General features: G+C 72.8%; 23 protein-coding genes. 10 read left to right on the top strand and 13 right to left on the bottom strand.

The genetic code is table 11. From position 1 onward, the window contains the following. The first annotated feature begins 71 nt into the window (after nt 1-71). On the top strand, nt 72-1565 hold the full coding sequence (locus tag AC5L36_RS09295) for a serine/threonine-protein kinase (protein ID WP_441214535.1): 1494 nt from the start codon (nt 72-74) through the stop codon (nt 1563-1565). On the opposite strand, the gene AC5L36_RS09290 is transcribed toward AC5L36_RS09295, so the two are convergent. From AC5L36_RS09290 to AC5L36_RS09270, 5 genes are read right to left on the bottom strand one after another with little or no spacing between them, the layout of a single operon-like run. Continuing rightward, complete coding sequence (locus AC5L36_RS09290; RefSeq protein ID WP_441214534.1) at nt 1558-3618, bottom strand: alpha-galactosidase; 2061 nt, start codon at nt 3616-3618, stop codon at nt 1558-1560. The two genes, AC5L36_RS09295 and AC5L36_RS09290, sit on opposite strands and share 8 nt — an antisense overlap. Further along, a complete protein-coding gene (locus AC5L36_RS09285; protein ID WP_441214533.1) occupies nt 3615-4859 on the bottom strand; it encodes a cellulase-like family protein in 1245 nt (414 codons plus the stop codon). The genes AC5L36_RS09290 and AC5L36_RS09285 overlap by 4 nt, the downstream gene beginning before the upstream one ends. Beyond that, entirely contained in the window at nt 4856-5746 is an 891-nt protein-coding gene (locus tag AC5L36_RS09280; protein ID WP_441214532.1) for a carbohydrate ABC transporter permease, read from the bottom strand. The genes AC5L36_RS09285 and AC5L36_RS09280 overlap by 4 nt, the downstream gene beginning before the upstream one ends. Further along, the gene (locus tag AC5L36_RS09275) at nt 5743-6639 is read right to left on the bottom strand and encodes a carbohydrate ABC transporter permease (protein ID WP_441214531.1); all 897 of its coding nucleotides are present in this window, start codon (nt 6637-6639) and stop codon (nt 5743-5745) included. The genes AC5L36_RS09280 and AC5L36_RS09275 overlap by 4 nt, the downstream gene beginning before the upstream one ends. After that, nucleotides 6636-7916 carry an ABC transporter substrate-binding protein gene (locus AC5L36_RS09270; protein WP_441214530.1) on the bottom strand — a complete coding sequence of 427 codons (1281 nt, stop codon included), beginning with the start codon at nt 7914-7916 and terminating at the stop codon, nt 6636-6638. The genes AC5L36_RS09275 and AC5L36_RS09270 overlap by 4 nt, the downstream gene beginning before the upstream one ends. 123 nt (nt 7917-8039) lie before the next feature. Between AC5L36_RS09270 and AC5L36_RS09265 the strand changes: the two genes are divergently transcribed. The 3 genes from AC5L36_RS09265 to dgoD are packed head-to-tail and all read left to right on the top strand — an operon-like array spanning nt 8040 to nt 10644. Then, nucleotides 8040-8780 carry an SDR family NAD(P)-dependent oxidoreductase gene (locus tag AC5L36_RS09265; protein ID WP_441214529.1) on the top strand — a complete coding sequence of 247 codons (741 nt, stop codon included), beginning with the start codon at nt 8040-8042 and terminating at the stop codon, nt 8778-8780. Nucleotides 8781-8797: 17 nt separating this feature from the next. Further along, the gene (locus tag AC5L36_RS09260; RefSeq protein WP_441214528.1) at nt 8798-9502 is read left to right on the top strand and encodes a FadR/GntR family transcriptional regulator; all 705 of its coding nucleotides are present in this window, start codon (nt 8798-8800) and stop codon (nt 9500-9502) included. After that, entirely contained in the window at nt 9499-10644 is a 1146-nt protein-coding gene (dgoD, locus tag AC5L36_RS09255; RefSeq protein ID WP_441214527.1) for a galactonate dehydratase, read from the top strand. Before AC5L36_RS09260 ends, dgoD begins: the two co-directional genes overlap by 4 nt. Nucleotides 10645-10669: 25 nt before the next feature. On the opposite strand, the gene AC5L36_RS09250 is transcribed toward dgoD, so the two are convergent. The 4 genes from AC5L36_RS09250 to AC5L36_RS09235 form a co-directional block, all read right to left on the bottom strand. Next, nucleotides 10670-11146, bottom strand: coding sequence for a peroxiredoxin (locus tag AC5L36_RS09250; protein WP_441214526.1), 477 nt, complete (start codon nt 11144-11146; stop codon nt 10670-10672). Between the two features lie 9 nt (nt 11147-11155). Next, nucleotides 11156-12166: a MarR family transcriptional regulator gene (locus tag AC5L36_RS09245; RefSeq protein ID WP_441214525.1), complete on the bottom strand. Its 1011-nt coding sequence runs from the start codon at nt 12164-12166 to the stop codon at nt 11156-11158. Nucleotides 12167-12405: 239 nt separating this feature from the next. Beyond that, nucleotides 12406-12954, bottom strand: a complete 549-nt coding sequence (locus AC5L36_RS09240; protein WP_441214524.1) for a hypothetical protein — start codon at nt 12952-12954, stop codon at nt 12406-12408. 121 nt (nt 12955-13075) lie between these two features. Next, the gene (locus AC5L36_RS09235; RefSeq protein WP_441214523.1) at nt 13076-13738 is read right to left on the bottom strand and encodes a winged helix-turn-helix transcriptional regulator; all 663 of its coding nucleotides are present in this window, start codon (nt 13736-13738) and stop codon (nt 13076-13078) included. 57 nt (nt 13739-13795) lie between these two features. On the opposite strand from AC5L36_RS09235, the gene AC5L36_RS09230 reads away from it, so the two are divergent. Together AC5L36_RS09230 and AC5L36_RS09225 are read left to right on the top strand one after the other, a co-directional pair. After that, nucleotides 13796-14284 (top strand): pyridoxamine 5'-phosphate oxidase family protein, encoded by a 489-nt coding sequence (locus AC5L36_RS09230; protein WP_441214522.1) that lies wholly within the window; start codon nt 13796-13798, stop codon nt 14282-14284. Between the two features lies 1 nt (nt 14285). Next, nucleotides 14286-14981 carry an alpha/beta fold hydrolase gene (locus AC5L36_RS09225; RefSeq protein ID WP_441214521.1) on the top strand — a complete coding sequence of 232 codons (696 nt, stop codon included), beginning with the start codon at nt 14286-14288 and terminating at the stop codon, nt 14979-14981. A 108-nt stretch (nt 14982-15089) separates the two neighbouring features. Here AC5L36_RS09225 and AC5L36_RS09220 read toward each other — a convergent pair whose 3' ends face one another. The 3 genes from AC5L36_RS09220 to AC5L36_RS09210 all read right to left on the bottom strand — a co-directional run bounded on the left by AC5L36_RS09220 (nt 15090) and on the right by AC5L36_RS09210 (nt 17390). Continuing rightward, nucleotides 15090-16052 carry an AraC family transcriptional regulator gene (locus AC5L36_RS09220; RefSeq protein ID WP_441214520.1) on the bottom strand — a complete coding sequence of 321 codons (963 nt, stop codon included), beginning with the start codon at nt 16050-16052 and terminating at the stop codon, nt 15090-15092. A gap of 53 nt (nt 16053-16105) precedes the next feature. Then, nucleotides 16106-16489 (bottom strand): VOC family protein, encoded by a 384-nt coding sequence (locus AC5L36_RS09215; protein ID WP_441214519.1) that lies wholly within the window; start codon nt 16487-16489, stop codon nt 16106-16108. Nucleotides 16490-16619: 130 nt separating this feature from the next. Continuing rightward, the gene (locus AC5L36_RS09210; RefSeq protein WP_441214518.1) at nt 16620-17390 is read right to left on the bottom strand and encodes a helix-turn-helix domain-containing protein; all 771 of its coding nucleotides are present in this window, start codon (nt 17388-17390) and stop codon (nt 16620-16622) included. 76 nt (nt 17391-17466) lie between these two features. Here AC5L36_RS09210 and AC5L36_RS09205 point away from each other — a divergent pair, with 76 nt between their 5' ends. Continuing rightward, the gene (locus AC5L36_RS09205; protein WP_441214517.1) at nt 17467-18438 is read left to right on the top strand and encodes an acetylxylan esterase; all 972 of its coding nucleotides are present in this window, start codon (nt 17467-17469) and stop codon (nt 18436-18438) included. Between the two features lie 85 nt (nt 18439-18523). After that, entirely contained in the window at nt 18524-19390 is an 867-nt protein-coding gene (locus tag AC5L36_RS09200) for a hypothetical protein (protein WP_441214516.1), read from the top strand. Nucleotides 19391-19471: 81 nt separating this feature from the next. Here the strand turns inward: AC5L36_RS09200 and AC5L36_RS09195 are convergent, their stop codons facing one another. Beyond that, nucleotides 19472-21187, bottom strand: coding sequence for an IlvD/Edd family dehydratase (locus AC5L36_RS09195; RefSeq protein WP_441214515.1), 1716 nt, complete (start codon nt 21185-21187; stop codon nt 19472-19474). 129 nt (nt 21188-21316) lie between these two features. Here AC5L36_RS09195 and AC5L36_RS09190 point away from each other — a divergent pair, with 129 nt between their 5' ends. Together AC5L36_RS09190 and AC5L36_RS09185 are read left to right on the top strand one after the other, a co-directional pair. Beyond that, entirely contained in the window at nt 21317-23653 is a 2337-nt protein-coding gene (locus AC5L36_RS09190) for a tetratricopeptide repeat protein (protein WP_441214514.1), read from the top strand. 193 nt (nt 23654-23846) lie between these two features. Continuing rightward, nucleotides 23847-24989 (top strand): S1 family peptidase, encoded by a 1143-nt coding sequence (locus AC5L36_RS09185; protein ID WP_441214513.1) that lies wholly within the window; start codon nt 23847-23849, stop codon nt 24987-24989. The last annotated feature ends 23 nt before the right edge of the window (nt 24990-25012 follow it).

Below are 25012 nucleotides of genomic sequence, written 5' to 3'. Positions count from 1 at the left end.
GAAGTGGTCGGACATCCGTCGTCCGGTTGGCGGGCTTTCTCATCAATGTCAATTGGGGCAGACTGTGCCGCGTGGAAGCGCTCCGACTACTGGGTGGCCGCTACCGGCTGGAGGACCAGATCGGTTCCGGCGGCATGTCGGTGGTCTGGCGGGCCACCGACGAGGTGCTGCGCCGGCCCGTAGCGGTAAAGGTGCTGGCCGGCCGCCTCGCCGCCGACCCGGGCGCCCGCCTGCGCATCCAGTCCGAGGCCCGCGCCGCCGCCCGCCTCTCCCACCCGCACGTCTGCGGGGTGTACGACTTCGGCGAGTCCGTCGACGAGTCCGGCCGGCCGGAGCCGTTCGTGGTGATGGAGCTGCTGCGTGGGCCGACGCTGAGCCAGCGGATCGCCGACGGGCCGCTGCCCGCGCAGCTGGCGATGCGGGTCTGCGCCGAGGTGGCCAGCGGCATCGCCGCCGCGCACGACGCCGGCCTGGTGCACCGCGACATCAAGCCGGCCAACGTGATCCTGACCACCCGCGGGGCGAAGGTGGTCGACTTCGGCATCGCCGCCGCGGCCGGCCCGCTCGAAGACCTCGACCAGGACGACCGGATGATCGGCACGCCCGCCTACCTGGCGCCGGAGCGGCTCACCGGCGACCAGGTCGTGCCCGCCTCCGACGTGTACGCGCTGGGCCTGCTCCTGCACTACGTCCTGGTCGGCAAGCTCCCCTGGGCGGCGGAGACGACCACGCAGATGCTGCGCGCGCACACCTACGCGGAGCCCGAGCCGCTGCCGCCGGTCAGCGGTGTGCCGGCCGAGGTGGCCGACCTGTGCGGGCGGTGCCTGGCCAAAGACCCGGCCGACCGGCCGACGGCCACCGAGGTCGCCGAGGTGCTGGCGGCGGCCGCCGGCATGGTGCTGCTGCCGGGGGAGACCTCCGGCCGGCACGCGGCGGCACCGGTCCTCGACGCCGCCGAGGCGGGCCCCGCGCCCGACGACCAGCCGACTGTGGAGCCGGCCGCCGTCCGGCGCCGCCAGCGCATGCTCGCGGTCGGGGTCGTCACCGCCACGGTGGTCGCGACCGCGGTGGTGGCCGTCCTGATCGCCGGCGCGGGCGGCGACCCGACCGGCGCGCTCGCCGAGCAGGTGCCGGACGTCGAGGCCACCGGCACGCCCGGCGCGGTCACGCCGCCCGGCGGCGGCGACCCGTCCACCGGCGGGCCCGGCCAGCCGGCGGGACCCGCGGCGACGACCGGCGGCGTGACGTCCGGCCCGGCGGCGCCGATCACCGGCGTGCCGACCGGGGGGCCACCGACCACGCCCGGGTCCTCGCCCACGGTCGAGCAGTCACCCGACCCGACGCCCGACGGCACCACCCGCACGCTCGCCTCCGCCGGCGGCACCGTCGAGGTCCGCTGCGAGGGCCGCCTGGCGCACGCGCTCAGCTGGTCGGCGGCCGACGGCTACACGGTCGGCAAGACGGAGCCCGGCCCGGCCGGCACGGTGCACGTCTGGTTCGAGGGCCCGGAGCGGGTCCACATGAAGATCCAGTGCAAGAGCGGCGTGCCGAGCTCGGTCAGCTGACCCGGGTGAGCGCGAACACGTCGGCGTCGTACGAGGCCGTCCAGCGCACCGGGAGGCCGACCGACGTCAGGTGGGCGCCGGAGTAGACGGTGCCGGCCGCCTCGTACCTCGCGGCGGGGTCGAGGCCGCGCAGGGGCAGTCGCACCGGCCGGGCGGGCACGGTGTCGAGGCCGTCCAGCGGGCCCGGGTTCCAGGCCAGGACCACGACCCGGCCGTCCAACGTGTACTGGACGGCGCAGCGCTCCTCGTCGGGGCCGCCGATCCGGTGCACCTCACCGCGGGTGACCACGTCGCGGACCGCCTTGTAGCGGGCCACCCAGCGCGCCGCTTCGGCCCGCTCGGCCGGGCTCCAGCGGCGGATGTCCGCGCCGATGCCGAGCACGCCGGCGCTGGCCAGCACGAACCGGAACGCGAGCGACCGCGGCCGGGTGTCGAATAGGCCGGTCGCGTCGGTCACCCACGAGCTCATCAGGTGTGGCGCGTGCGCGCGCAGGTAGCCGTCCTGGATCCGCAGCCGGTCGATCGGCGCCGTGTTGTCGCTCGGCCACACCACGTCCACTCTGGACGCCATCGCCAGGTCGACGCGCGCGCCGCCGGCCGCGCACCCCTCGACCGTCACGTGTAGATGGTCGCGGCGCAGCGCGTCCAGGATCCGGTACAGCGCCGCCACGTGCGCGCCGTCGAGGTCGAGCCCGTCGTCGGGTACACCGGCGCGGCCGGGCTCGGTACGCGGGCGGTTGAAGTCCCATTTCAGGTACGTGATGTCGTACCCGCGCAGCAGACCGTCCAGTGTGGAGTGGACGAAGTCCTCGACCTCGGGCCGGCCCAGGTCGAGCAGGTACTGGTTGCGGATCGTGGTGCGGGGGCGGCCGTCCACCTGGTACACCCAGTCGGGGTGGGCCGCGTAGAGTGCCGAGCGCGGGTTGACCATTTCCGGCTCGACCCACAGGCCGAACTCCAGGCCCAGCTTGCGCACCTGGTCGACGAACGCGTCGAACCCGTCCGGAAACTTCGCCGGGTCGGGTGTCCAGTCGCCGAGTCCGCCGGTGTCGTCGCCGCGCCCGACGAACCACCCGTCGTCGACCACGAACGTCTCCACGCCCAGCTCCGCCGCGACCTCGGCGAGCGCGAGCTGGCCGGCGGCGGTGACGTCGAAGTAGGTGGCCTCCCACGAGTTGTAGACGACCTTGCGGGTGCGGGTGAGCCGGTCGCCGGCCAGGCTCCGCTCGTACGCGTGCCAGACCCGGGCCAGCCCCTCGACGCCGTCCGCGCTGTAGGCGCCGGCGGCCACCGGCGTGACGAGCGTGGCGTCGGGCGCGAGCGCCAGCGGGCCGTCGACGGCGACCCGGCCGGCGCGGACCCGGGTGAGGCCGGCGGCGTCCCGCTCGGCGGCGATCCGCCACGACCCGGTCCAGGCCAGCGCCACCCCCCAGGCCTGGGCGGCGTCGCGGACGTCGCGCACCGCCAGGTACGGCGAGAACTGGTGGCCGGTCACACCCAGCGTGCTGCCGATCTCGAACCGGCCCCGCCACAGGTCGGTGTTGGCCGGCGTGAACTCGCGCGCCCACTGTCCACTGAGGTAGGTGAGGCGGGCGCCGTGCGGGGTGGGTACGGAGAAGGCGGCCGACCCGATCTCGACGAGTTGGAGCGGCGCGTCGCCGGTGTTGGTCAGCTCGACCCAGCGCTCCACGACGTCGGAGTCAGCGGCGAGCCGGTAGTGCAGGGCGGCACGCAGCCCGGTCGCCGCGTCGGCGAAGTCGACCCGGAGCGAGTCACCGTGCTGGGCGGCGCCGTCGAACGACCAGGACAGCGCCCGCGCCGGCCGCACCACGAGATCCGGGCCGGCGAACGGGCGGGCGCCGTCCGGCGCGTACTCGACCGCGGCGACGTCGCCTGGCGTCATGTACTGCGCCTTGCCCTCCCAGGCCAGTGGAGAAGGGCCGGCGCCGACCCCGTGCGGCCCCCAGGCGCGCAGCTCCAGCCAGCCGCCGTGCTCCGGCAGCCCGACGGTGTACTCCGTGGTGGCACCGGTGAGCGTCCACTCGCGACTCACTTGAGAAATCCCTCGTTGAGCCGCCGCTGGAGCGCGACGTCGGCCCACATCGGATGGTGCGGGGCGGCGTTGGAGCAGACCAGCGTGCCCCAGGCGCCGACCTCGGACGAGCGGCGGACCGCGTGCGCGCAGATCTCGGCGCCGACCGGGCCCTCCTCGAAGGTGCCGTACAGGGGCGTGTAGCCGACCCAGCCCTCCCCGAAGACCAGCGGCACCGAGTGCTCGGCGGCCCAGTCAGCGGCCACGTCGATCCAGGTGTCCAGTGTGGAGCGCATCGCGCGGCGGTGCTCGCCGTACCGGTCGTAGAGCCAGCGGTCCCACTTGACCGGGTCGCACCAGTCGTGGGTGTACATCTCCCGGTGCCGCACCGCGGTCGCGTCGAGCCGCCACCGGTCGGCCGCCGGCGGCTGCCAGTCGTCGAGCGCGGGCGCGCCGTCGCGGAGCAGCTCGGCGTAGGCCCGCTCCTGCGGATACGGCCGGCTGCCGTCGCGGAGCGCGAACTCGTCCACGAGCTGTTCGAGCACGCCGTACACGTACGGGTGGAAGACGGCGACGCCGGCGTTGCGGGGCAGGCCGCGCATGTACCCGACCGGCACGCGGGCGTAGTTGGTGGTGACCGGCACCCCCGGGTGGCGGCCCCGGAAGCGGTCGATGCCGCCCTCCAGGTACGGCTGGAGGGGCACGATCGCCGCCTCGCCACGGGTGCCGGTGACGTCGGCGAGCCGGCCGATCTGCACCTCGTTGTGCAGCTCGACGAACGCCACCCGGTCGTCCAGCCCCTCGGCCTTCAGCAGGTCGACGAGGGCGGCGAGCGCGTCGGCGAGCGCGTTCGCCCGGTCGGCCGGCGGGATCGCGGTGACCGCCCGGTGCCACGAGTCGTCGGCGAGGAACGACGGGCTCTGCTGGTACTCCCAGCTGGAGACGATCACCTTGAAGTCGTACCGGGCCGCGCCGCGGAAGAGCGCCAGGAGCTGCGCCCGGCCGTCCACCGTGGTGGTGTGCCGCACGTCGTACCACCGGGTGCGCTGGCCGTAGTCGCCGCCCAGCCCGCTGAGTGTCAGCCGGCTCGTGTCGAGCCCGCTGCCGAACAGCAGCAGCGGCATCGCGCAGATCCGGATCGCGTTGTAGCCGCGCTCGGCCGCCTGCCGGAACGCCTCGTCGAGATCCTCGAACGGCTCTCCGGGCCCGGTGCGCGTGTACCAGGTGAAGTCCCAAAGGGTAATGGTGAGGCGGTCAGTCACTTGGTAGACCCCATCAGTAGACCGGACACGAAGTGGCGCTGGAACGCGAAGAAGACGACGGCCGTCGGTACCGCGGCCATGATGGACGCCGCCGCGACCACGTTCCAGTTGCTGACGTAGCCGCCCTGGAGGTTGAGCAGCGCCGCCGTCACCGGAAACTTGGCCTGCGTGCGGAGCACGGTGATCGACCAGATCAGGTCGTTGAAGATCCAGGTCGTGGCGAGCGCGCCGAGCGCCGCGAGGGACGGGCGGCACAGGGGCATGATGATCCGCGCGTACACGGAGAACGCGCCCGCGCCGTCGATCCGCGCCGCCTCGGTCACCTCGGACGGGATCGACCGCATGAAACCGTGCAGCACGAACGTGTAGAAGCCGAGCCCGAAGCCGACGTGGATCGCGATCAGGCCGATCAGCGTGTCGTAGATGCCGAGCGACTCGGTGATCCGGGAGACCGGGATCAGCAGGATCTGCGGCGGCAGCAGGTTGCCGGCCAGCATGACGAGCAGGATCGCGCGCCGCCCCGGGATCGCGTACCGGCTCAGCGCGAACGCGGCCATCGACGACAGCAGCAGGCTGAGGACGACCGCCGGCACGGTCACCTGGACGCTGGTCCACAGCGCCTCGCCCATCGACCCTTCGCCGAACGCGGTGCGGAAGCCGTCGAACGTGAAGCTGTCCGGCAGCGCGGCGGTGCCCCGCGCGGCGATGTCGTCGAAGGAGCGGATCGAGATCAGCACCACGAACACCATCGGCGCCACCCACAGCAGCGTCAGCGGCGCCATGACGGCGTGGAAGACCCAACCCTTCCGCCGTACCCGATGACGATCGTGCGAAGTGGAGGGTGATGTCGCCGGCGGCGCCGGCGTGGCGACGGCCGGTGCGCTCATGAGACCTCTTCTTTCAGGGTCCGGACCAGGTACGTGATGATGAACAGCAGCGCGAGCGCGAAGATGACGACGGCGATGGCCGAGGCGTAGCCGAGGTTCAAGAACGTGAAGCCCTGCTGGAACATGTAGGTGCTCAGCAGCTCCGACGAGTGGTACGGCCCGCCCTGCGTCATCGCCCACACGATGTCGAACGTGCGCAGCGAGTCGATGACCGTCACCGCGAAGACGACCGTGTTGACGCCGCGCAGCTGTGGCCAGGTGACGTACCAGAAGCGCTGCCACGGGCCGGCACCGTCCACAGCGGACGCGTCGTCGAGGGAGGGGTCGGTGCCCTTGAGGCCGGCGAGGTAGAGCACCATCACGTAGCCGACCTGCCGCCACACGGCCGCGACGAGCACCGCGTAGAGGGCGGTCTTCGGGTCGGCGAGCCATTGCCGTTCGAGGCTTTCCAGGCCGACCGCGCCGAGCAGCGTGTTGACGGTGCCGTCCGGCTGGTACTGCACCCGCCAGAACAGGCCGGTGACCGCGAGCGAGAACACCATCGGCAGGTAGATCGCGCTTCGGTAGATGCCGACGCCGCGGCGCGGCTTGTTGAGCGCCACGGCGAGGGCGAGGCCGCCGGCCACGGAGAGTCCTCCGAAGCCGACGGCCCAGATCACGTTGTTGCCCAGCGCTTCCCGGAAGACGTCGTCCGAGAACAGGTCGCGGTAGTTCGAAAGGCCCACCTGCTCAGGCGCGCCCAGCCCGTTCCACTTCGTGAGCGAGAGGTAGAAGCTGTTGAGGGCGGGCCAGAAGACCAGCCCGATCTCGATGGCAGCGGGTACGAGCAGGAAGAGCCAGACCACCGGCGAGAGGTGGCGCTGCCTTCTTCTTCGGGCGGCGGCAACCGTCACGAGTTGAGTACCTTCTGGGCCGACGACTGCCAGCTGGCGAGAATCGAGTCGACGTCACCGGGCGAGTCGAGAAACTTCGTGAGCGCGGTGTCCGCGGTGCTCTGGAGCTCGTCGCTGGAGTCGCGGTTGAAGAACTGCGTGATCGCGGCGCTCTCGTTGAGCAGCGTGATGCCCTTCTGCACGAGCGGCGAGAACCCGGTCGTGCTCACCTGCGGCGAGGTGGGCAGGTTGGACGAGGCCGACTCCTTGATGAACAGCTCCTGGGCCGGCGCCGACGCGAGGTACGAGAGCAGCTCCTTGGCGCCGGCCACGTTCTTCGACTTGGCGCTGGCGAAGTAGCCGTCGGTCGGCGCTTCTTCGGCCACCGGCACGCTCGGGTCGATGATCGGCACCCGGAAGAAGTCGATGTCGTCGACGACGTCCTTCGGCAGCGACTGGGTGAGGAACGCGCCGATCAGGTACATGCCGGCCTTCTTGCTGGCCAGCGGCGTGACCGCGTCCTGCCAGGAGTACGAGCGGCCCTTCGGGTCGATGTACGGCAGCAGCTCGCGGTAGTGCTCCATGACCGCCTTGACCTCGGGGCCGTCGAAGGAGTGCTTGCCGGCGAGCAGGTCGCGGTGGAACTGCGCCCCGTTGATCCGCAGGTCGAGGTAGTCGAACCAGCCGGACGCGACCCACGGGGTGGAGCCGGTGCCCATGCTCAGCGGGGCGACGCCCTTGGCCTTGATGGCCTTGCACAGCGCGATGAACTCGTCCCACGTGGTCGCCGGCTGCACGCCCCACTCCTGGAACGCGCTCTTGCGGTAGAAGACGCCCCACCAGTAGTAGTTCGTCGGTACGAAGATCTGCTTGCCGTCCGCGCCGGTGGACAGCTCCTTGAGCGCGGGGGAGAAGCCGGCGCAGGCGCCGCTGCCGGTCCACAGGTCGGAGACGTCGAGCAGGAAGCCCTTGCTGGCGTAGTCGCGGGCCACCGAGCCGGCGTACCAGGTCAGCACGTCCGGTGGTGTGGCCGAGTTGAGGTACGTCGGCAGCTGGGCCCGGAAGGTCTCGATCGCGATCGTGTTGAGGGTGACCTTGGTCTTCGTGTACCCCTCGACAACCTTGGTGAGCGCGGCCTTGGGAGACGGGTCGGAGAGCGAGGACTGGAGGGTGAGGGTGGCCGAGGATCCGCCGCCACTGTCGGAGCTGCCGGTCGCGCAGCCGCCGAGGAGGGCGGCGGCGCCCAGGCCGCCGATGCCAGCAAGGAACTTGCGGCGGCCGAGTTCGCTGTGAACCATCGTTGTCCTCCTGCGAGCGAAGCCCCGTGTGTGTGTAAGCGGTGTGTTTCCGAAAGGTTGCAACAGCCCTGGGCGGCTGTCAAGATATCTTCGTAATTAATGGTTAGTTGGCGGGAGTGGTCAGTGGCTGGACGGCTCACGGGCAAGAATGCCCTGGTCACGGGCGCTGCGTCGGGCATTGGCGCGGCCTGTGCGCGCCGCCTCGCGGCCGAGGGCGCGTCCGTGGTGCTCGCCGACATCCGCCCCGCCGATGACGTGGCGGCGTCCATCGAGGGCGACACCCTGGTGATCCGCGCCGACGCGTCCGACGAAGGAGACTGGACGGCGGCCGTGGCGGCGGCCCGCGAGCGCTTCGGCCCGGTCGGCATCCTCGTCTCCAACGCGGTCGCCGTCGAGATCGCGCCCGCCGACGCGACCACCCGCGCGTCCTGGGACCACCAGATCGGCGTGAGCCTCACCGGCACGTTCCTCGGGGTCCGCGCGTGCCTGCCCGACCTGCGCGCGACCGGCGGCAGCGTCGTGGTGGTGTCCTCCGTGCACGCGCTGGTCGGGCTGCCCGGCCGCCCGGCGTACGCCGCCGCGAAGGGCGGGCTCGTCGCGCTCGCCCGGCAGCTGGCCGTCGAGTACGGGCCCGAGGTGCGGGTCAACAGCGTGCTGCCCGGCCCGATCCTCACACCGGCGTGGGATCGGATCTCGTCCGAGGACCGCGCGTTCACCGCGTCCGTGACGGTGGCCCGCCGCCTGGGTACCCCCGACGAGGTGGCGGCGGCGGTAGCGTTCCTCGCGTCGCCGGACGCCAGCTACGTCACCGGTGCCAGCCTCGTCGTCGACGGCGGCTGGACCGCGGTGAAGTCGTCATCCTGAAAACCGAAGGTAGGCAGATGCAGCAGTACGCGGCGCGCGGGGTGCACGGCCAGACCGTGGAGGTCATCGCACAGCGCATCCTCACCGGCCACTTCGCCGAAGGCTCCACACTGGACATCGTGGCGCTCCAGGCGGAGTTCGACGTCAGCCTGACCGTGGTCCGCGAGGCGCTCAAGGTGCTCGCCGCCAAGGGAATGGTCGACGCGCGCCCCAAGCGCGGCACGTTCGTCCGCCCGCGCGCCGACTGGAGCCTGCTCGACGGCGACGTGCTGCGGTGGCAGTTCGCGCGGGCGGCCCAGCCGAGCCTCTTCGAGGACCTGCACGAGTTGCGGAGCATCGTCGAGCCGGGCGCCGCGAGCCTCGCCGCGGCACGCGCCACCGACGCCGACGTCGAGGCCCTCGACGCCGCGCTCGCGGCCATGGCCGCGGCGGGCCCGGACGCCTCGGCCGCCGTCGCCGCCGACCTCGCGTTTCACCGCGCGCTGCTCGCCGCGACGCACAACGAGCTGCTGGTACGCATGGAGGTCGTGATCGAGACCGGCCTCGCCGAGCGCGACCGGATGGTGCACGGCGCGCTCGGCACCGACGATCCGGTCCCGTCGCACCGGGCGGTCGTCGACGCGATCCGCGCCCACGAGCCGGCAGCGGCCGCCGACGCGATGCGGCAGCTGCTCCGCAAGGCCTTCGACGACGTGGCCCGGCTGGGCGAGGCACCGTCATGAAGATCGACCGCGTGGAGACGTTTCTCGTCCCGCCCCGCTGGCTCTTCTGCCGGATCTCCACCGACGAGGGCGTCGTCGGCTGGGGCGAGCCGGTGGTCGAGGGGCGTGCCGAGGTGGTGCGGGCGGCGGTGGACGTGCTGGCCGAGTACCTCGTCGGCGAAGACCCGCTCCGCGTCGAGCACCACTGGCAGGTGCTGACCAAGGGTGGTTTCTACCGTGGCGGGCCGGTGCTCTCCAGCGCCGTCGCCGGGCTCGACCAGGCGCTGTGGGACATCGCCGGCAAGGCGTACGGCGCACCGGTGCACGCACTGCTCGGCGGCCCGGTCCGCGACCGGGTCCGGGTGTACGCGTGGGTGGGCGGCGACGACCCCGCCGAGATCGCCGAGGCGGTGGCCGCGCACGTCGAGGCCGGCATGACCGCCGTCAAGATGAACGCCTCCGGCCGCCTCGCCCCGGTGCCGACACTGGCCGATGTGGACGATGTGGTGCGCCGCCTCGCCGCCGCCCGCGAAGTGCTCGGCCCGCACCGCGACGTGGCGCTCGACCTGCATGGGCGGGCCACCTACCCGGCCGCCCGCCTCATCCTGCCCGCCGTCGCCGGCCTGCACCCGCTGCTGGTGGAAGAGCCGCTCGTGCCCGAGCACGGCCACCGCCTCGCCGAGCTCGTCGCCTGCGCGCCGGTGCCGGTGGCGACCGGTGAGCGCCTGTACGGCCGGGCCGACTTCCTGCCCGCGCTCCAGGCCGGGGTCAGCGTCGTGCAGCCCGACCCGTCGCACGCCGGCGGCATCTCCGAGGTGCGCCGGATCGCCGCGCTCGCCGAGACGCACGGGGCGCTGCTCGCCCCGCACTGTCCACTGGGGCCGATCTCGCTCGCGGCGAGCCTCCAGGTCGCGCTCGCCACGCCCAACTTCCTCATCCAGGAGCAGAGCATCGGCATCCACTACAACGGCGGCACCGAGCTGCTCGACTACCTCGTCGACCCGGCGCCGCTGCGGATCGTCGACGGCCACATCGCCCGCCTGGATGCGCCCGGTCTCGGCATCGACGTGGACGAGGAGGCGGTGCGCCGCGCCGACCGCACCGGCCACGCGTGGCGCAACCCGGTGTGGCGGCAGGACGACGGCTCGTTCGCCGAATGGTAGATCCACGGTGGACGGTGACGGCGGGCTAGACCGTCCGGCCGGTGCGCAGCACCTCCAGCGCGCGGTCGGCGTGCTGCTCCATGCTCAGCTCGCTGTGGATGACCGCCACGATCCGCCGGTCGGTGCCGATCACGAACGTCATCCGCTTCATGCTCATCGGCCCGAGCGGCAGCTTTCGCTTGACGCCGAAGGCCTCGGCCACCTCACCGTCGCTATCTGACAGCAGCGGGTAGTCGAAGCCGTGCTTTTCGGCGAACTCGTGCTGCCGCCGCACGCTGTCGCGACTGATACCGACGCGCTGCGCGCCGGCCGCCTTGAACTCCCGCGCCAGGTCGCGGAAGTGGCAGCTCTCGGCGGTGCAGCCCCGGCTCAACGCGGCCGGGTAGAAGAACAGGACGACCGGCCCACCCGTGAGCAGCTCACTGAGCCGCCGTGGCGTGCCGGTCTGGTCGGGCAGCTCGAAGTCCGGGACCAGGTCCCCCTTGTCCACACCAGAACCCATGGCGCAAGGCTACGCCGGCTCGCCGCCGGCGTCGGGCTCCGGTGGCGCGACGAGATGCCGCGCGCCGAGAGCCACGCCGAGCTGGAAGCGGTTTTCCACGCCCAGCCGGTCCATCAGGGAACGGATGATCGTGGAGACGGTGCGCGCGCTGACCCGCAGCTCAGTGGCGGCGGAGGCGTCGGTGTGCCCCTGCGCCAGCAGCCCGATGAGCATGTGTTCGCGGGGGTCGAGTTCTATCCGTGACATCGGGTTCTCCTGTATGGCTCGGCCGGCCGCCCAGTGCCGCTCGAAGAGAGCCACCAGCGCGGCCACGACGGGCGGCTGGGTAACCTCCAGGTAGCCCCGGTTGACGTCGGTCGGCGTCACCGGAAACAGGGCGACCTTTCGATCCACCACGAAGAGCTTCATGGGTACGGCCGGCATCTCCCGGTACGCCGGCTGCGGGTCGGCGGGCGTGCGCCCGTACGGCGACATCGGGTCGGGTGTGGCGGGCTGTACGCCCAGCACCCGCATGGACACGCCGCGTTCGAGGAGGGTCCGGTCCATGGCCACGGCCGGCTTCGCGGCCTCGGCGTCGAAGCTCGGCTCGGGGTGCATGGCCAGGTGCTCGTGCCGCGCGATCGCGACGAGCTCGCCGAGCCGGGCGCGGCTCGCGGCCCGCGTGCGCAGGTGCCGCAGCCCCTCGCCCAGCTGCGTGGCCTGCGCGACCACCTCCGGCAAGGGCTCCCGCCGCACGGCGTCGGCCGGCGGCGGGGGCGGCGGCTCGCGGCGCACGCTCGCGGTGGAGCGGGGTACCCAGACCAGGCCGGTCTGGCCCGGCGACCGGCGCGCGACGGCGAGGCCGAGGGCGGCCAGCTTGTCGAGGGCCTGGTTGACCCGCTGGCGCGGCATCCCCAGCTCGCGGAACAGCTCGCGGGCGGTGGCCCGGCCGAAGGTGGAGAGCCGCCGGTAGACGAGGTCGGCGTCGGGCGACGCGCCCCAGCCGATCAGCGACGGCACCGGCTCCGTGGACGCGGTCACCGGTACCTCCCGCTGGGCGGGTGCGGCACCCGTGCCGCGGCCGCCGGTGTGGGCGCGGCCATGGCTACGACGGGACACGACGCCCCGAAGACCGCGCGGAAGTAACCAGCCATCGAGTCGCCTCCCCAGGACTCAGCCGCCTGCGTCATCATGCAACCAAGCGTCGACCGGACAGTCACGAGCCGTTGCCGATTCGTATCCAAGGCTGCGCGTTCGCGCAGCGGTGTCGGCATTTCCCGTCACAGGCAGGTGCCGCACACCGGATTTCGGCGGACCGGACCGCCGGTGTCGACGACCATCCCCAGCACCGCCGGGGCGTCCACCGGGAGCGGTGCGACGACCGGCGGCGCCTCCCGGCTGCCCTCGTCGATGCCGAGGCAGGCCAGGCGCCCGTACGGGGCGTAGGCGAGGCACGCGGCCAGTAGCTCGTTGCCGACCGTGTCGCCGCTGCCGACCAGCGCGACGTCCACAGTGAACTCCGTCGGCCCGGCCGGCGAGCCGTAGGGCAGTATGGGCGTGCCGATCCCGGCGCCCATCCCGCGGTAGACGATCACCGCGAACCCGTTCGCCGGCTCGGCCGGTAGGCACGGCTGGACCCATCCGGAGAGCCCGAGAAGGGTCCGGCCCTCGTCCACGCGCACGCCGAAGCCGGTGATCGCGCCGGTGGCACACGAGACTGGCGACCATTGCTCGCTCGGCACCGCCAGCGCCGGACCGGCCGGCACCCCCAGCGCCAGCAGGCAGGTCGCCCCGATCAACGCCAACCTCGTGCGACGGAAACCCGTCATCGAACTGCCTCCCCGTCCCGTGTCGTCAACTGCGTCATCATGCAAGCAGGCGTCGACCGGACAGTCATGAGCAGTCGCCGATTCGTGTCCAAGGCTGCGTAATCACGCGGCCGGCTCGTTCTTAGGTCTCGTCTGCCGCGGGGCGGGGGAACGAGCGGAGCAGCCGGTCGGCCACCTTGCGGTCGCCGTCGATGTGCAGGTCGCCCCTGCGCAGGGCGTCGGCGGTCTTGCGGCCGGCGAAGACAAGCCCGCGCAGCGTCGCCGGGCCCGTGGTCAGGATGGCGTCGGGCGGGGTCGGAAACGCGCCGCGGGCCAGACTCAGCTCGCCGCCGGCCACCTCGACCCGGAAGCGGTCGTCGCCCAGCCGCAGCTCGACCCGCGCCGCCAAATCGCCGGCGGCCGCGGGGTCGAACGTGGAGCGGAGCGCGAGCATCAGCGCGTCGACGCTCAGCTGGCCCCCCTCGGGCAGCGGCAGCCGGCTGCCCCACGCGGAGAGGGCGAGCAGCACCGGCTCGAGGCGCTGGCCGCGCTCGGTCAGCTCGTAGACCTGGATGCTCGCCGGCGGACCCAGCCGTCCGCGCCGCACCACGCCGGCCTCCTCCAGCTCGCGCAGGCGCTGGGACAGCACATTTTGGCTCATGCCGGGCAGGCCGCGGCTGAGGTCGCTGAAGCGCTTCGGCCCGAAGAGCAGCTCGCGCACCACCAGGAGCGCCCACCGCTCACCCACCGCGCCGAGGGCGCGCGCCACGCCGCACGGGTCGGCGTACGTCCGTTTACCACTCACGACGAAAATCTTAGCGGGCACTTGCGCAACAGTGGTACTCACTCCTAAATTAGGAGCATGACCGACCTGATGAAACTGCCGCAGGGCGACGTGCGGCTGCTCGGCGCCGACCTGGCCCGCGACCTGCTCACCTCGACCGAGCTGGCCCGTATGGCGTACGTGGCGAAGGACGGCACGCCGCGGGTGTTCCCGATGCAGTTCCACTGGAACGGTGAGGAGCTCGTCTTCGCGACGTTCGCCGGCGCCCAGAAGATCCGCGCGCTGCGCGCCCGGCCCGACGTCGCCATCACCATCGACCGGCCCGGGCCACCGTCCGAGATCCTGCTGCTGCGCGGGCCCGTCGAGGTCACCGACGTCGAGGGTCTGGTGCCCGAGTACGTGTGGATCCACCACCACTACTACGGCCCCGAGCAGGGCGCCCGCAACATCGCCGGCATCGACCGGCCGGGCCTGCGGATGGCCCGCATCTCCCTCCGCCCCACCTGGGTCGGGCTGGTCGACTTCCAGTCCCGGATGCCCAAGGTGCTGTCCGGAAGCGGCGCCTGACGTGGCGAGGTACGTGCTGGTCCCGGGCGCCGGCGGCGCGGCCTTCTACTGGCACCGCGTCGCGCCGCTGCTGCGCGGCGGCGGCCACGACGTGGTCGCCGTCGACCTGCCCGCCGGGGACGACGCCGCCGGCCTGGAGGAGTACGCGGACGTGGTGGTCGAGGCGATCGGCGGCCGCACCGGAGGAATCGTGCTCGTCGGCCAGTCGATGGGCGGGCTGAGCGCGCCACTGGTGGCCGCGCGCGTTCCGGTGGATCTGATGGTCCTGCTCAACGCGATGATCCCGCGGCCGGGCGAGTCCGGCGGCGAGTGGTGGGAAAACACCGGGCAGGCCGCGGCGTCCGCGGAGATGGCGGCGCGGGAGGGGCGGTCGGCGGAGTTCGACCTGGAGACGTGGTTCTTCCACGACGTGCCGGCCGAGGTGACGGCGGCGGTGCTCGCGCGGGGTGAGCCGTCGCAGTCGGGGACGCCGTTCGAAAAGCCGTGGCCGCTGGACGCGTGGCCGGACGTGCCGACGCGGCTCCTCCAGGCACGCGACGACCGGCTGTTTCCGCTGGAGTTCCAGCGGCGGCAGGCCCGCGAGCGGCTCGGCATCGAGATCGACGTGATGCCGGGCGGCCATCTTGTGGCGCTCAGCCGCCCGGCCGAGCTGGCGGAGCGGCTGGAGCGCTATCGCACCGAGGCCGGCCTGGCCTGATCACGCCCGCTAGTGCGGTGGCCACAAACGTTGGCCGGCTTCGCCGGCCCTGATGAGCGGCGGCGCAAGGCCGCCCCTGACCCGGTGAAGGTTCGGGCGCGGGACAAACTAGCGGTCGAGCGTCGTCGCGGGGGAGACGCCGTAGGTGCGGCGGTAGGCGGCGGCGAAGCGGCCCAGGTGCACGAAGCCCCACCGGCTGGCGACGCTCGCCACCGTCGCCTGGCCGCGGCTGGCGGCGCGGAGCTCCTCGTGCGCGCGGGCCAGGCGCAACCGCCGCAGGTAGGCCATCGGCGACACGCCCACGTTGCGGCGGAAGCCCTCCTGCAACGCGCGCACGCCCACGCCGGAGATCCGCGCGAGGTCCTGGACGGTGACCGGCAGGCCCGGGTCGGCCTCCATCACGTCGATCGCCCGCTTGACGTGGCGGGGGCGGCTGGGCGCGGCGCCGCCGGCAAGCTCGTCGCGGTACGGGTGGTCGGCCGCCAGCAGCAACCCGGTCAGGATGCCGTGCCACAGCCGGCCGGCGACCAGCGGGTGGTGGATCAGGCCGCCGTCGTCGTGCAGCTCGGCGCCGACCAGCCGCACCAGGCGGGCAAGGCTGCGCCCCGGGCCCCCGGTCAGGTCGAAACCGCGCGAGATCCGCAGCGGCGCGCGCACCGGGTGGCCGAGCAGCCCCTCCAGCTCCGCCTCCAGGCCGGCCGGCTCGATCTTCGTGCTGAGCAGTCGGCAGTCGGCGCTGATCCCCGGCACGTCGACCGGCCCCGCCTCCGGGCGGTACAGGTTCGCGTGCTCCGGCGAGACGACGACCTCGATGCCGCCCTGGCGGGTCACCGCGTGGCCGGCCAGGGGCAGGTCCATGTGGTACGTGGGCATCCGGTCGATCTCCAACCCGATTTCCGCGCCGAAGCGCAGATCCGCCATGGTCAGCGGCCCGAACCGGACCACGTCCATACCGAACGCGAACCTCTCGGCGGGGCCGTGCACGTCCATGGCGATGGCGTAGAAATGCTCCTTCACCACCTCGCGGGACTCGTCGACACTCCCGCTGGCGTAGGACTTCAGTGCCGGCATCTTTCGGAGTATGCCGGCTGCCGGCCGGGGTGGCGTAGGACAGCCGGTCCCGCTTATGTCCCAACGTGTTGGGCGATCATCCAGAGGTGGCCGAACGGGTCGGCGAGGCGCCCGCCCCGCTCGCCGTAGGGCTGGTCCGCGATCGGGAACACCACGGTGGCGCCATGCTCCTCCATGCGCCGCCCGACGGCGTCGGCGTCGTCGACGTACAGCGCCATCACGACCGGACTGCCGCCGAGCGTGGGCGGGGCCGGGTCGCCGTCGCCCTCGTCCTTGACCGCGAACGTCACGCCGGCCAGCTCCAGCGCCGCGTGGTGGATGCGGCCGGTGGCCTCGTCGGTGTAGCGGGCGATTTCGGTCGCCCCGAGCGCGGAAACGTAAAAGTCGATGGCCTTGGCGGCGCCGATCACCACCAGGCGCGGGTACATGTCACTCATGCCCCGATCATGTCCAAGGCCTTGGGGCCTCGCCTTGTAAAAACGGGCCGGCGGCGCGCTGGCGCTCGCCGAGATCCCCGACCCGCGCTGCCAGGTCCGCGCCGCAAGCCCGCGGGGGCCTGAAAGGACTCTAGAGGGGGACGTGGTTGGGCTCGGCGGACGAACGGGGGGTCCACTGCGTCGGGCTCTGGCCGGCTAGTGCGCGGAAGTCGTGGATCATGTGTGCCTGGTCGTGGTAGCCGCAGTCGGCGGCGAGGCGTGCCCAGTCGCCGTCCGGGCGTCCGGTGGCTGCGGACAGAAGGCGTTGGAAGCGACGTACCCGGGCGAATCTCTTGGGAGCGAGACCGACCCGTGCGCTGAACAGGCGCACGAGCCTCTTGGTGGTCCAGCCCAGGCGGTCCGCGGCCTCCGCGACGGACGCGCCGCCGTGGAGGGCGGCCACCGCCGCGGTGAGTGCGGGGTCGGGTTGCGGTGGGTCGGCCGCGGCGAGCAGTGCGGCCTCGACCACCTCCCGCATCTCGTCCGGGGAACCGGCGGCGAGCAGCCGCTCGCGCAGCGCCGCCGCGCGGCGACCCCACAGCGCGTCGAGCGGAACGAGCTGGTCGCACGCCTCCGCCAGCCCGGGGAAGAACGGCGCCGCCCCACCCGGGCGGAACGCCACCCACACGATCGCCCGCTGGTCGGCGGTGTCGACCACGGCCGGGCGTGCCGTCGCCCCCTGGAGGGCGGCGCCACCTGTGCGGACCGGCGGCAGGCCGTCGGGGGCGGAGTGGAGGGCGTCGCGGTCGAGGTTGACCAGCAGCTGCACCGTGCCGGTGGGCAGCACGCGCTCGCGGCCGTGCGGAAACCGCCCCTCGAGGTATCCCATCGAGGCGATGAAGGGTGCCAGCGCCGGCCGCACGCCTCGACTCTATCGAGGAGCGGGCACCCGCGGTTAGGGTGAAACGACCCACGGATGATCATTAAGGAGTGCCCAGGTGTTCGTCGACCTGCCCCTCGACCAGCTGCGCGCCTACCGCCCGGAGCGCGACGAGCCCGCCGACTACCGCGCGTTCTGGGACGGCACGCTCGACGCCGCGCGCGCCGCCGCCACGCCGCCCACGTTCACGCCGCACGACAGCGGCCTGTCCACGGTGGACGTCCACGACGTGACGTTCAGCGGCTACGGAGGGCACCCGATCAAGGGCTGGTTCCTCGCGCCGCGCGGCGCCGAGGGCCCGCTGCCCTGCGTGGTCGAGTACATCGGGTACGGCGGCGGCCGCGGCCTCCCGCTCGACTGGCTGGCCTGGAGCTCCGCCGGCTACGCGCACCTGGTCATGGACACCCGCGGCCAGGGCAGCGGCGGCTGGCTGCCGGGCGACACGCCGGACCCGGAGGGAGCCGGCGGGCCGCAGACGCCGGGCTTCATGACCAGCGGCATCCTCGACCCGGAGAAGTACTACTACCGCCGCCTCTTCACCGACGCGGTGCGCGCCGTCGAGACCGCCCGCGAACACCCCCTCGTCGACCCGACCCGCGTCGCCGTGGCCGGCGGCAGCCAGGGCGGCGGCATCGCCCTCGCCGTGGGCGGCCTGGTCGAGGGGCTGGCCGCGGTGATGCCGGACGTGCCGTTCCTGTGCCACTACCGCCGGGCCACCGAGATCACCGACAAGGCGCCGTACTTCGAGCTCACCACGTACTGCAAGACGCACCGCGACCACGTCGAGCGGGTCTTCGAGACGCTGCGCTACTTCGACGGCGTCAACTTCGCCGCGCACGCGACGGCGCCGGCGCTCTTCTCGGTCGCGCTGATGGACGACGTCTGCCCACCGTCCACAGTGTACGCCGCGTACAACCACTGGGCCGCGGAGAAGGACATCCGCATCTGGTCGTACAACGGGCACGAGGGCGGCCAGAACTTCCAGAAGGCCGAGCAGATCGCCTACCTGGGATCGCTGCTGAAGCCGTAGCGATGAAGATTTCGGTGCGGGTTCCATGAAGGCGCCTCGGCATCCTCGCCGGTGACGTTCGCGTCACCGACGAAGGGATCTACCTATGAACATTCGACGACGGGTGGGCCGGAGAATTCTCGGGGCCACGACGGCACTGGTCGCCGGCGTCGCCGCCGTCGCGCTGCTGCCGACGCCGAGCCAGGCGGTCGCCTCGCCCGAGTTCGAGCAAGGCACCAGCGCGTACAGCTCGACCAACTTCAAGAACGCCACCGCCCGCTGCGACTTCGGCGAGCAGGTGTACGGCGCCTCGTACCGGGTCACGGACGGCCTGGGCAAGGTGGCGGTCAACACGCTTCTGCCCAACGAGGCCCTCACCGAGGTGTTCGTCGAGGCGAACGAGACCGACAGCGGCATCACCAGCAGCTGGAGCGTGACCGCCGAGGCGATCTGCGGCCCGCCGAACTCGAACCTGAAGCGGGAACGGGTGATCGTCCCCAACTCGAGCAGCACGGACAAGAGCGCGACGGTCCCGTGCACGGGTGGGCGGAAGGTGTACGGCGGCGGCTTCATCTTCCCGCTCGGCTACGGCCAGGTGTTCATGACCTGGTCGTTCGGTAACTCCAACCTGCTCGCCTGGAACGTGCGCGCCGTGACCGACAACAACAACGGTCTGGTGTGGGGTGTCGAGGCCTTCGCGATCTGCGGACCGCAGGCCGCGACGCACGTGGCGCAGACCCAGTCCGACTTCGCCAACGACTCCACCTCGCCGAAGGAGGAGGACGTCGGCTGCCCGACCGGCACCAAGCTGCACGGCCCCGGCGTCGTCTCCAGCGGTGCGACCGGGCAGGTCGTGATCGAGGACATGACCCCGGCGTCGTTGGTGCTGCTCACCGCGACGGTCAAGGCGTTCGAGAACGACTCGACCACGGCCGGGTGGTTCTCCGCCGCCCACGGGATCTGCGCGTCCTGACCGGTGCCCTACCGGAGCTCGCCCGGGTGACGAGTCCGCTCACCCGGGCGAGCCCGTGGCGTCGCGTCCCGGTCGACCGTCCTAATGGGACTCGCGGGATACGGAGTGGCCGCTGGCGCCGGTGAGGAAGTCCAGGTCGGCGCCCTTGTCGGCCTGCATGACGTGATCGACGTAGAGGCGTTCCCAGCCGCGGGTCGGCGACGCGTACGCGGCGGTGCTCGCCTCGGTGGGCTCGCGGGTGGCCAGCTCCTCGATCGGCAGGTCGATGTCGAGCCGGCGGGAGGGCACGTCGAGCACGATCGGGTCGCCCGTCCGCACCAGGGCCAGCGGGCCGCCGACAGCCGCCTCGGGGGCGGCGTGCAGCACCACCGTGCCGTAGGCGGTGCCGCTCATCCGGGCGTCGCTGACGCGGACCATGTCGCGGACGCCCTTGGCGAGCAGCTTGGCGGGCAGCGGGAGGTTGCCGACCTCCGGCATGCCGGGGTAGCCCTTGGGGCCGCAGCCGCGCAGGATCAGCACCGAGTCGGCGGAGACGTCGAGGTCGGGGGAGTCGAGGCGGGCGTGCAGGTCTTCGACGCTTTCGAAGACGACCGCGCGGCCGCGGTGCCGCAGGAGTTCGGGTGAGGCGGCGGCGGGTTTGATGACGGCGCCGTCGGGGGCGAGATTGCCGCGCAGGACCGCGATGCCGGCGTCGTCCAGCAATGGCTTGTTGCGGCGGCGGATGACCTCTTCGTCCCAGATCTCGGCGCCGGCCAGATGCGTGACCAGCGGGCGGCCGGTGACCGTGATGGCGTCGGGGTCGAGCAGGTCGCCGACCTCGTTGAGGACGGCGTGGAGGCCGCCGGCGCGGTAGAGGTCGTCCATGAGGTGGCGGCCGGCGGGCTGGAGGTCGACCAGCAGGGGTACGCCGGAACCGACCTCGTCGAAGTCGTCCAGGGTCAGGTCGACGCCGGCGCGGCCGGCGATGGCGAGCAGGTGTACCACGGCGTTGGTGGAGCCGCCGATCGCGGCGAGCGTGACGATCGCGTTGTGGAACGAGGCTTTTGTCAGGATGTCGCTCGGGCGGCGGCCGGCCGCGACGAGCTCCACGGCGAGCCTGCCGGTCTCGTGGGAGAGGGCGAGCAGCCGGCTGTCGGGCGCGGGCGTGCCGGCGATGCCGGGCAGGGTCATGCCGAGCGCCTCGGCCATGCTCGCCATCGTGGAGGCGGTGCCCATCGTGTTGCAGTGGCCGCGGCTGCGGATCATCGCGGACTCCGAGCGCATGAACGCCTCCTGCGACAGGGTGCCGGCCCGTACCTCCTCGGACAGGCGCCACACGTCGGTGCCACAGCCGAGCGGGGTGCCGCGGAAGTGGCCGGTGAGCATCGGGCCGCCGGGCACGACCACGGCGGGCAGGTCGACCGAGGCGGCGGCCATCAGCAGCGCGGGGATGGTCTTGTCGCAGCCGCCGAGCAGCACCACGCCGTCGATCGGGTTGGCGCGCAGCATCTCCTCGATGGCCATCGCGGCGAGGTTGCGCCACAGCATGGCCGTGGGCCGCACCTGCGTCTCACCGATCGAGATGACCGGTAGGTTGAGCGGGACCCCGCCGGCCTCCCACACGCCCGCCTTGACGCTCTCCGCCACGTCGTTCAGGTGCATGTTGCAGGGGGTGAGGTCGGAGGCGGTGTTGGCGATCGCGATGTGCGGCCGCCCGGAGAAGGCGCCGTCCGGCAGCCCGCGCCGCATCCAGGCGCGGTGGATGTAGGCGTTGCGGTCGTCACCGCCGTACCACTGGGCGCTGCGAAGATCCGTCACGACCCGAGCCTACGCGCGCCGGGTGCGCCGGCGGACGGGGCGGTCAAATGTGTCCATCATGGACAGCGGCGTCCTATGCGCGGACTTCTATCATTTGTTGCGGACGGATGCTCGTACAGATAGGCAATCATGAGTGCTGCTCACGGTGGGATCGCCACCCTGGAAGACCTGGCCCGGGCGTTACGCCAGCTTCGCCGGCGGGAGGCCCGCCGCCAGGGGCAGCCCGAGCTCACCTACCGCGAGCTGGCCGCGAAGACCGGCTGGTCGGTGAGCATCATCGGGGCCTACTTCACCGGGAAGATCCTGCCGCCGACCGACCGCTTCGACATCCTGACCGCGCTGCTCGGTGCCAACGCCGTCGAGCAGGGTGCCCTGGCCACGGCCCGGGACCGGGTCGCGGAGCGGCGGCAGGTCAAGGCACCGCCCGCGCCGGCCGTGACCGCCACACCGCCGCCGGCCCCGGTCAACCTGCTGCCCGCGGAGGTGTACGGGTTCGCCGGCCGGGTCGCCCAGCTCGGCGAGCTGGACGCGCTGCTGCCCGAGAGCGGGCGGGCGGCGCGGCTGGCCACCGTCTCCGGTTCGGCCGGCGTGGGCAAGACCGCGCTGGTGGTGCACTGGGCGCACCGGGTGGCGCACGAGTTCCCCGGCGGGCAGCTCTACGTGGACCTGCGCGGGTTCGATCCGGTGGCGTCCCCGATGAGGCCCGCCGACGCGGTGCGCGGCTTCCTCAACGCGATGGACGTGCCGGCCCACCAGGTCCCGGCCGACCCCGACGAGCAGGCGGCGCTGTACCGTGCCCTGCTCGCGCAGCGGCGGATGCTCGTCGTGCTCGACAACGCGCGGGACGCGGCGCAGGTGCGGCCGCTGCTGCCGGGCGCGTCGTGCGCCGCGGTGGTGACCAGCCGCACCCAGCTCGCGGCGCTGGTCGCCACCGCCGGCGCGTACCCGGTCGCGGTCGGCGTGCTGACCCCGGTCGAGGCGTGGGACCTGCTGGGGCGGCGGCTGGGCACCGAGCGGCTGACGGCCGAGCCGGGCGCCACCGAGAAGATCATCGAGCGGTGTGCCGGGCTGCCGCTGGCGCTGGCGATCACCGCCGCCCACGCGGTCACCGACCGGCGCCTCACGCTCGCCGCCCTCGCCGACGACCTGGCCGAGGCGGACCGGCGCCTGGACACGCTCAACGCGGGCGACGACGCGGCCGACGTGCGCGCCGTCTTCTCCTGGTCGTACCGCGCGCTGCGGCCCGCGACGGCGCGGATGTTCCGGCTGCTCGGCCTGCACCCCGGACAGGAGATCGGCGTACCGGCCGCGGCCAGCCTCGCCGGCGAGCCACCCGACGACGCGCGGCGGCGGCTGGCGGAGCTGGCCCACGCGCACCTGGTCGTGGAGCACGCGCCCGGTCGGTACCGGCTGCACGACCTGCTGCGCGCGTACGCGATGGAGCAGAGCCGCACCCTCGACGGCGAGGAGCCGCGGCGCGCCGCCGTGCGCCGGCTGCTGGACTTCTGCGTCCGCGCGGTGTGGGCGGCCAACGCGCTGATCGACCCCAGCCGCGAGCTGCTCCCGGCGTGGGACCCGGAGCCGGGCGCCGCCACGCAGGAGCTTCCCGACGCGCGGGCGGCCGTGTCCTGGCTGACGGCGGAGTACCCGGCGCTGCGGGACGCCGTGGCGCTGGCCCTGGACACCGGGCTGGACGAGCTCGCGTGCCAGCTCGCCTGGGTGCTCGGCGCGTTCTGCCGGCTGCGCGTGTACTGGACCGACTGGGCCGCCCTCCAGGAGGCCGCGCTGCCGGCCGCGTACCGGCTGGCCGATCCGCTGTGGCGGGCACGGCTGCACCGGGAGGTGGCGTACGCGTACGCCAGCCTCGACCGCTACGCGGACAGCCAGGCGCACTTCGAGCGGGCGCTGGAGCTCTACGGCGCCCTCGCCGACGACGTCGGCCTGTCCCGCGCGCACCGCGGCATGTGCCTGATGTTCGAACGGCAGGGCCGCTACGCCGACGCGCTGGAGCACGCCCGCCGCAGCCGCGACCTGCTGCTGCGCACCGACGACCAGCCGGGCAAGGCGTACGCGTACAACTCGGTCGGCTGGTACCACGCGCTGGTCGGCGACTACGCGCGGGCGCTGGACAACTGCCGGCAGGCGGTGACCCTGCTCGCCGAGGTGGGCGACCGGCTCGGCGAGGCGACGGCGTGGGACAGCGTCGGGTACGCCCACCACCACCTCGGCGAGCACCGCGAGGCGCTGGCCTGCTACGACCGCGCACTGGAGACGTTCCGCGAGCTGGGTGACCGCTACTACGAGGCGGACACCCTGGTCCACGTCGGCGACACCCGCCTGGCCATGGCCGACCGGCCGGCCGCCCTGGCGGCCTGGCGTGCGGCCGTGGCCATCTTCGAGGACCTCGGCCGCTCCGAGGCCGCCGAGGTCCGGGCGAAGGTCAAGGAGCTGGCCGACGGGGATTGAGGCGTGTCCAGCGACGTCCAGCGGATTCCGACCGTGTCCGACGTCCGGCCCATCGGCCTCGTTCGATTGCGACGATGGCCGCTCGGTCCGGCCATCAGGCTCCGGACCCGTTTGCACCAGTCCTCTGGTGAAGGGAACGGGAATGTCAGAACGTGCAAGACACCCGCGCGCGAGAAGGCCAAGCCGGCGAACCGTGCTCGCGGCGGCGATCGCCGTCGTGGCACCGGTCGCCTTCGTCCCGACCGCCGCGACTGCGAAGCCGGGCGACCAGCCGGCACCGACGAGCGGCACGGCCGTCACCACAGACCGGGCGGCCGGCGGCGCGGACGTCGCCGGCGCGATCGCCCGGCAGCGCGGCATCAGCCGGGACGCCGCGGAGAAGCTGCTGCGTGCCGAGAACGCCAGCGTCGACCTCGCCAACCGGCTGACCACCGCGCTGGGCGCGAAGAGCGGCGGCGCGTACCTGGCCGGCGGCACCGTCGTCGTCACGGTCACCGACGCCGCGGCCGCCGCGAAGGTGACCGCAGCCGGCGCGAAGGCGCGGATCGTCACGCGCGGCCAGCGTCAGCTCGAGGCGATCCAGCGGACGCTGGAAGCCGCGCCGAGCGAGCCGAACACGTCCTGGGGTATCGACCCGCAGGCCAACCAGGTCGTGGTGGGCCTGCCCGCGGCGGGGGCGAAGAACGCCGCGCAGCGGACGGCCGCGCGGCGCTTCGGCTCGGCCGTGCGCTTCGAGACCGAGGACGGCGCGATCCAGCCCAACGTCGGCATCTCCAGCGGGGACCCGCTGGGCAGCTGCTCGGCCGGCTTCACCGCCACCGACGGCAGCTTCAACTACATCATCACCGCCGGGCACTGCACGCAGGGCTTCCCACATTGGACGCTGCCCGACGGGTCCGACGTCGGGCCGACGCTGGAGAGCCACTACCCGGAGAACGACTTCGGGCTGATCTGGATGAACGGCCCGTCGGTCTGGCCGACCGGCGTGTTCAACCTCTGGCCGGGCAGCCAAGGCATCCACGGCTGGGCCACGGCGGTGAGCGGGCTCTCGGTCTGCAACTCCGGCCGGACGACCGGGCTGCGGTGCGGTCGCGTCCTCAAGACCAACGTGACGGTCAACGGCGCCGGCGGCACCGTGCGCCAGATGATCGAGACCAACATCTGCACGCTCGGCGGCGACAGCGGCGGGCCGCTGTTCGCCAGCCACATCGGGTACGGGCTGAACTCGCACGCCAACCGGAACGGCAGCGTGTGCAACTCCAGCCCCAAGACCTGGCACCAGCCGGTGTCCGAGCCCATCAACACGTACCAGGTAGTCATCTACGGCGCGCCGTGACGGCCACGAACGAGAAGGAGACC

It is taken from the genome of Phytohabitans sp. LZ39, from assembly GCF_059359075.1.
The sequence above is the reverse complement of the archived record's forward strand: the minus strand, read 5'-3'. Positions and strand labels throughout refer to the sequence as shown.

Bases quoted from the DNA above. Each gene is read 5' to 3' on its own strand.
- AC5L36_RS09240 (WP_441214524.1), bottom strand. From the start codon at position 12,954: ATGACGGGTTTCCGTCGCACGAGGTTGGCGTTGATCGGGGCGACCTGC.
- AC5L36_RS09200 (WP_441214516.1), top strand. From the start codon at position 18,524: ATGAACATTCGACGACGGGTGGGCCGGAGAATTCTCGGGGCCACGACG.
- AC5L36_RS09250 (WP_441214526.1), bottom strand. From the start codon at position 11,146: ATGGGTTCTGGTGTGGACAAGGGGGACCTGGTCCCGGACTTCGAGCTG.
- AC5L36_RS09270 (WP_441214530.1), bottom strand. From the start codon at position 7,916: ATGGTTCACAGCGAACTCGGCCGCCGCAAGTTCCTTGCTGGCATCGGC.
- dgoD (WP_441214527.1), top strand. From the start codon at position 9,499: ATGAAGATCGACCGCGTGGAGACGTTTCTCGTCCCGCCCCGCTGGCTC.
- AC5L36_RS09230 (WP_441214522.1), top strand. From the start codon at position 13,796: ATGACCGACCTGATGAAACTGCCGCAGGGCGACGTGCGGCTGCTCGGC.
- AC5L36_RS09260 (WP_441214528.1), top strand. From the start codon at position 8,798: ATGCAGCAGTACGCGGCGCGCGGGGTGCACGGCCAGACCGTGGAGGTC.
- AC5L36_RS09220 (WP_441214520.1), bottom strand. From the start codon at position 16,052: ATGCCGGCACTGAAGTCCTACGCCAGCGGGAGTGTCGACGAGTCCCGC.
- AC5L36_RS09215 (WP_441214519.1), bottom strand. From the start codon at position 16,489: ATGAGTGACATGTACCCGCGCCTGGTGGTGATCGGCGCCGCCAAGGCC.
- AC5L36_RS09190 (WP_441214514.1), top strand. From the start codon at position 21,317: ATGAGTGCTGCTCACGGTGGGATCGCCACCCTGGAAGACCTGGCCCGG.
- AC5L36_RS09280 (WP_441214532.1), bottom strand. From the start codon at position 5,746: ATGAGCGCACCGGCCGTCGCCACGCCGGCGCCGCCGGCGACATCACCC.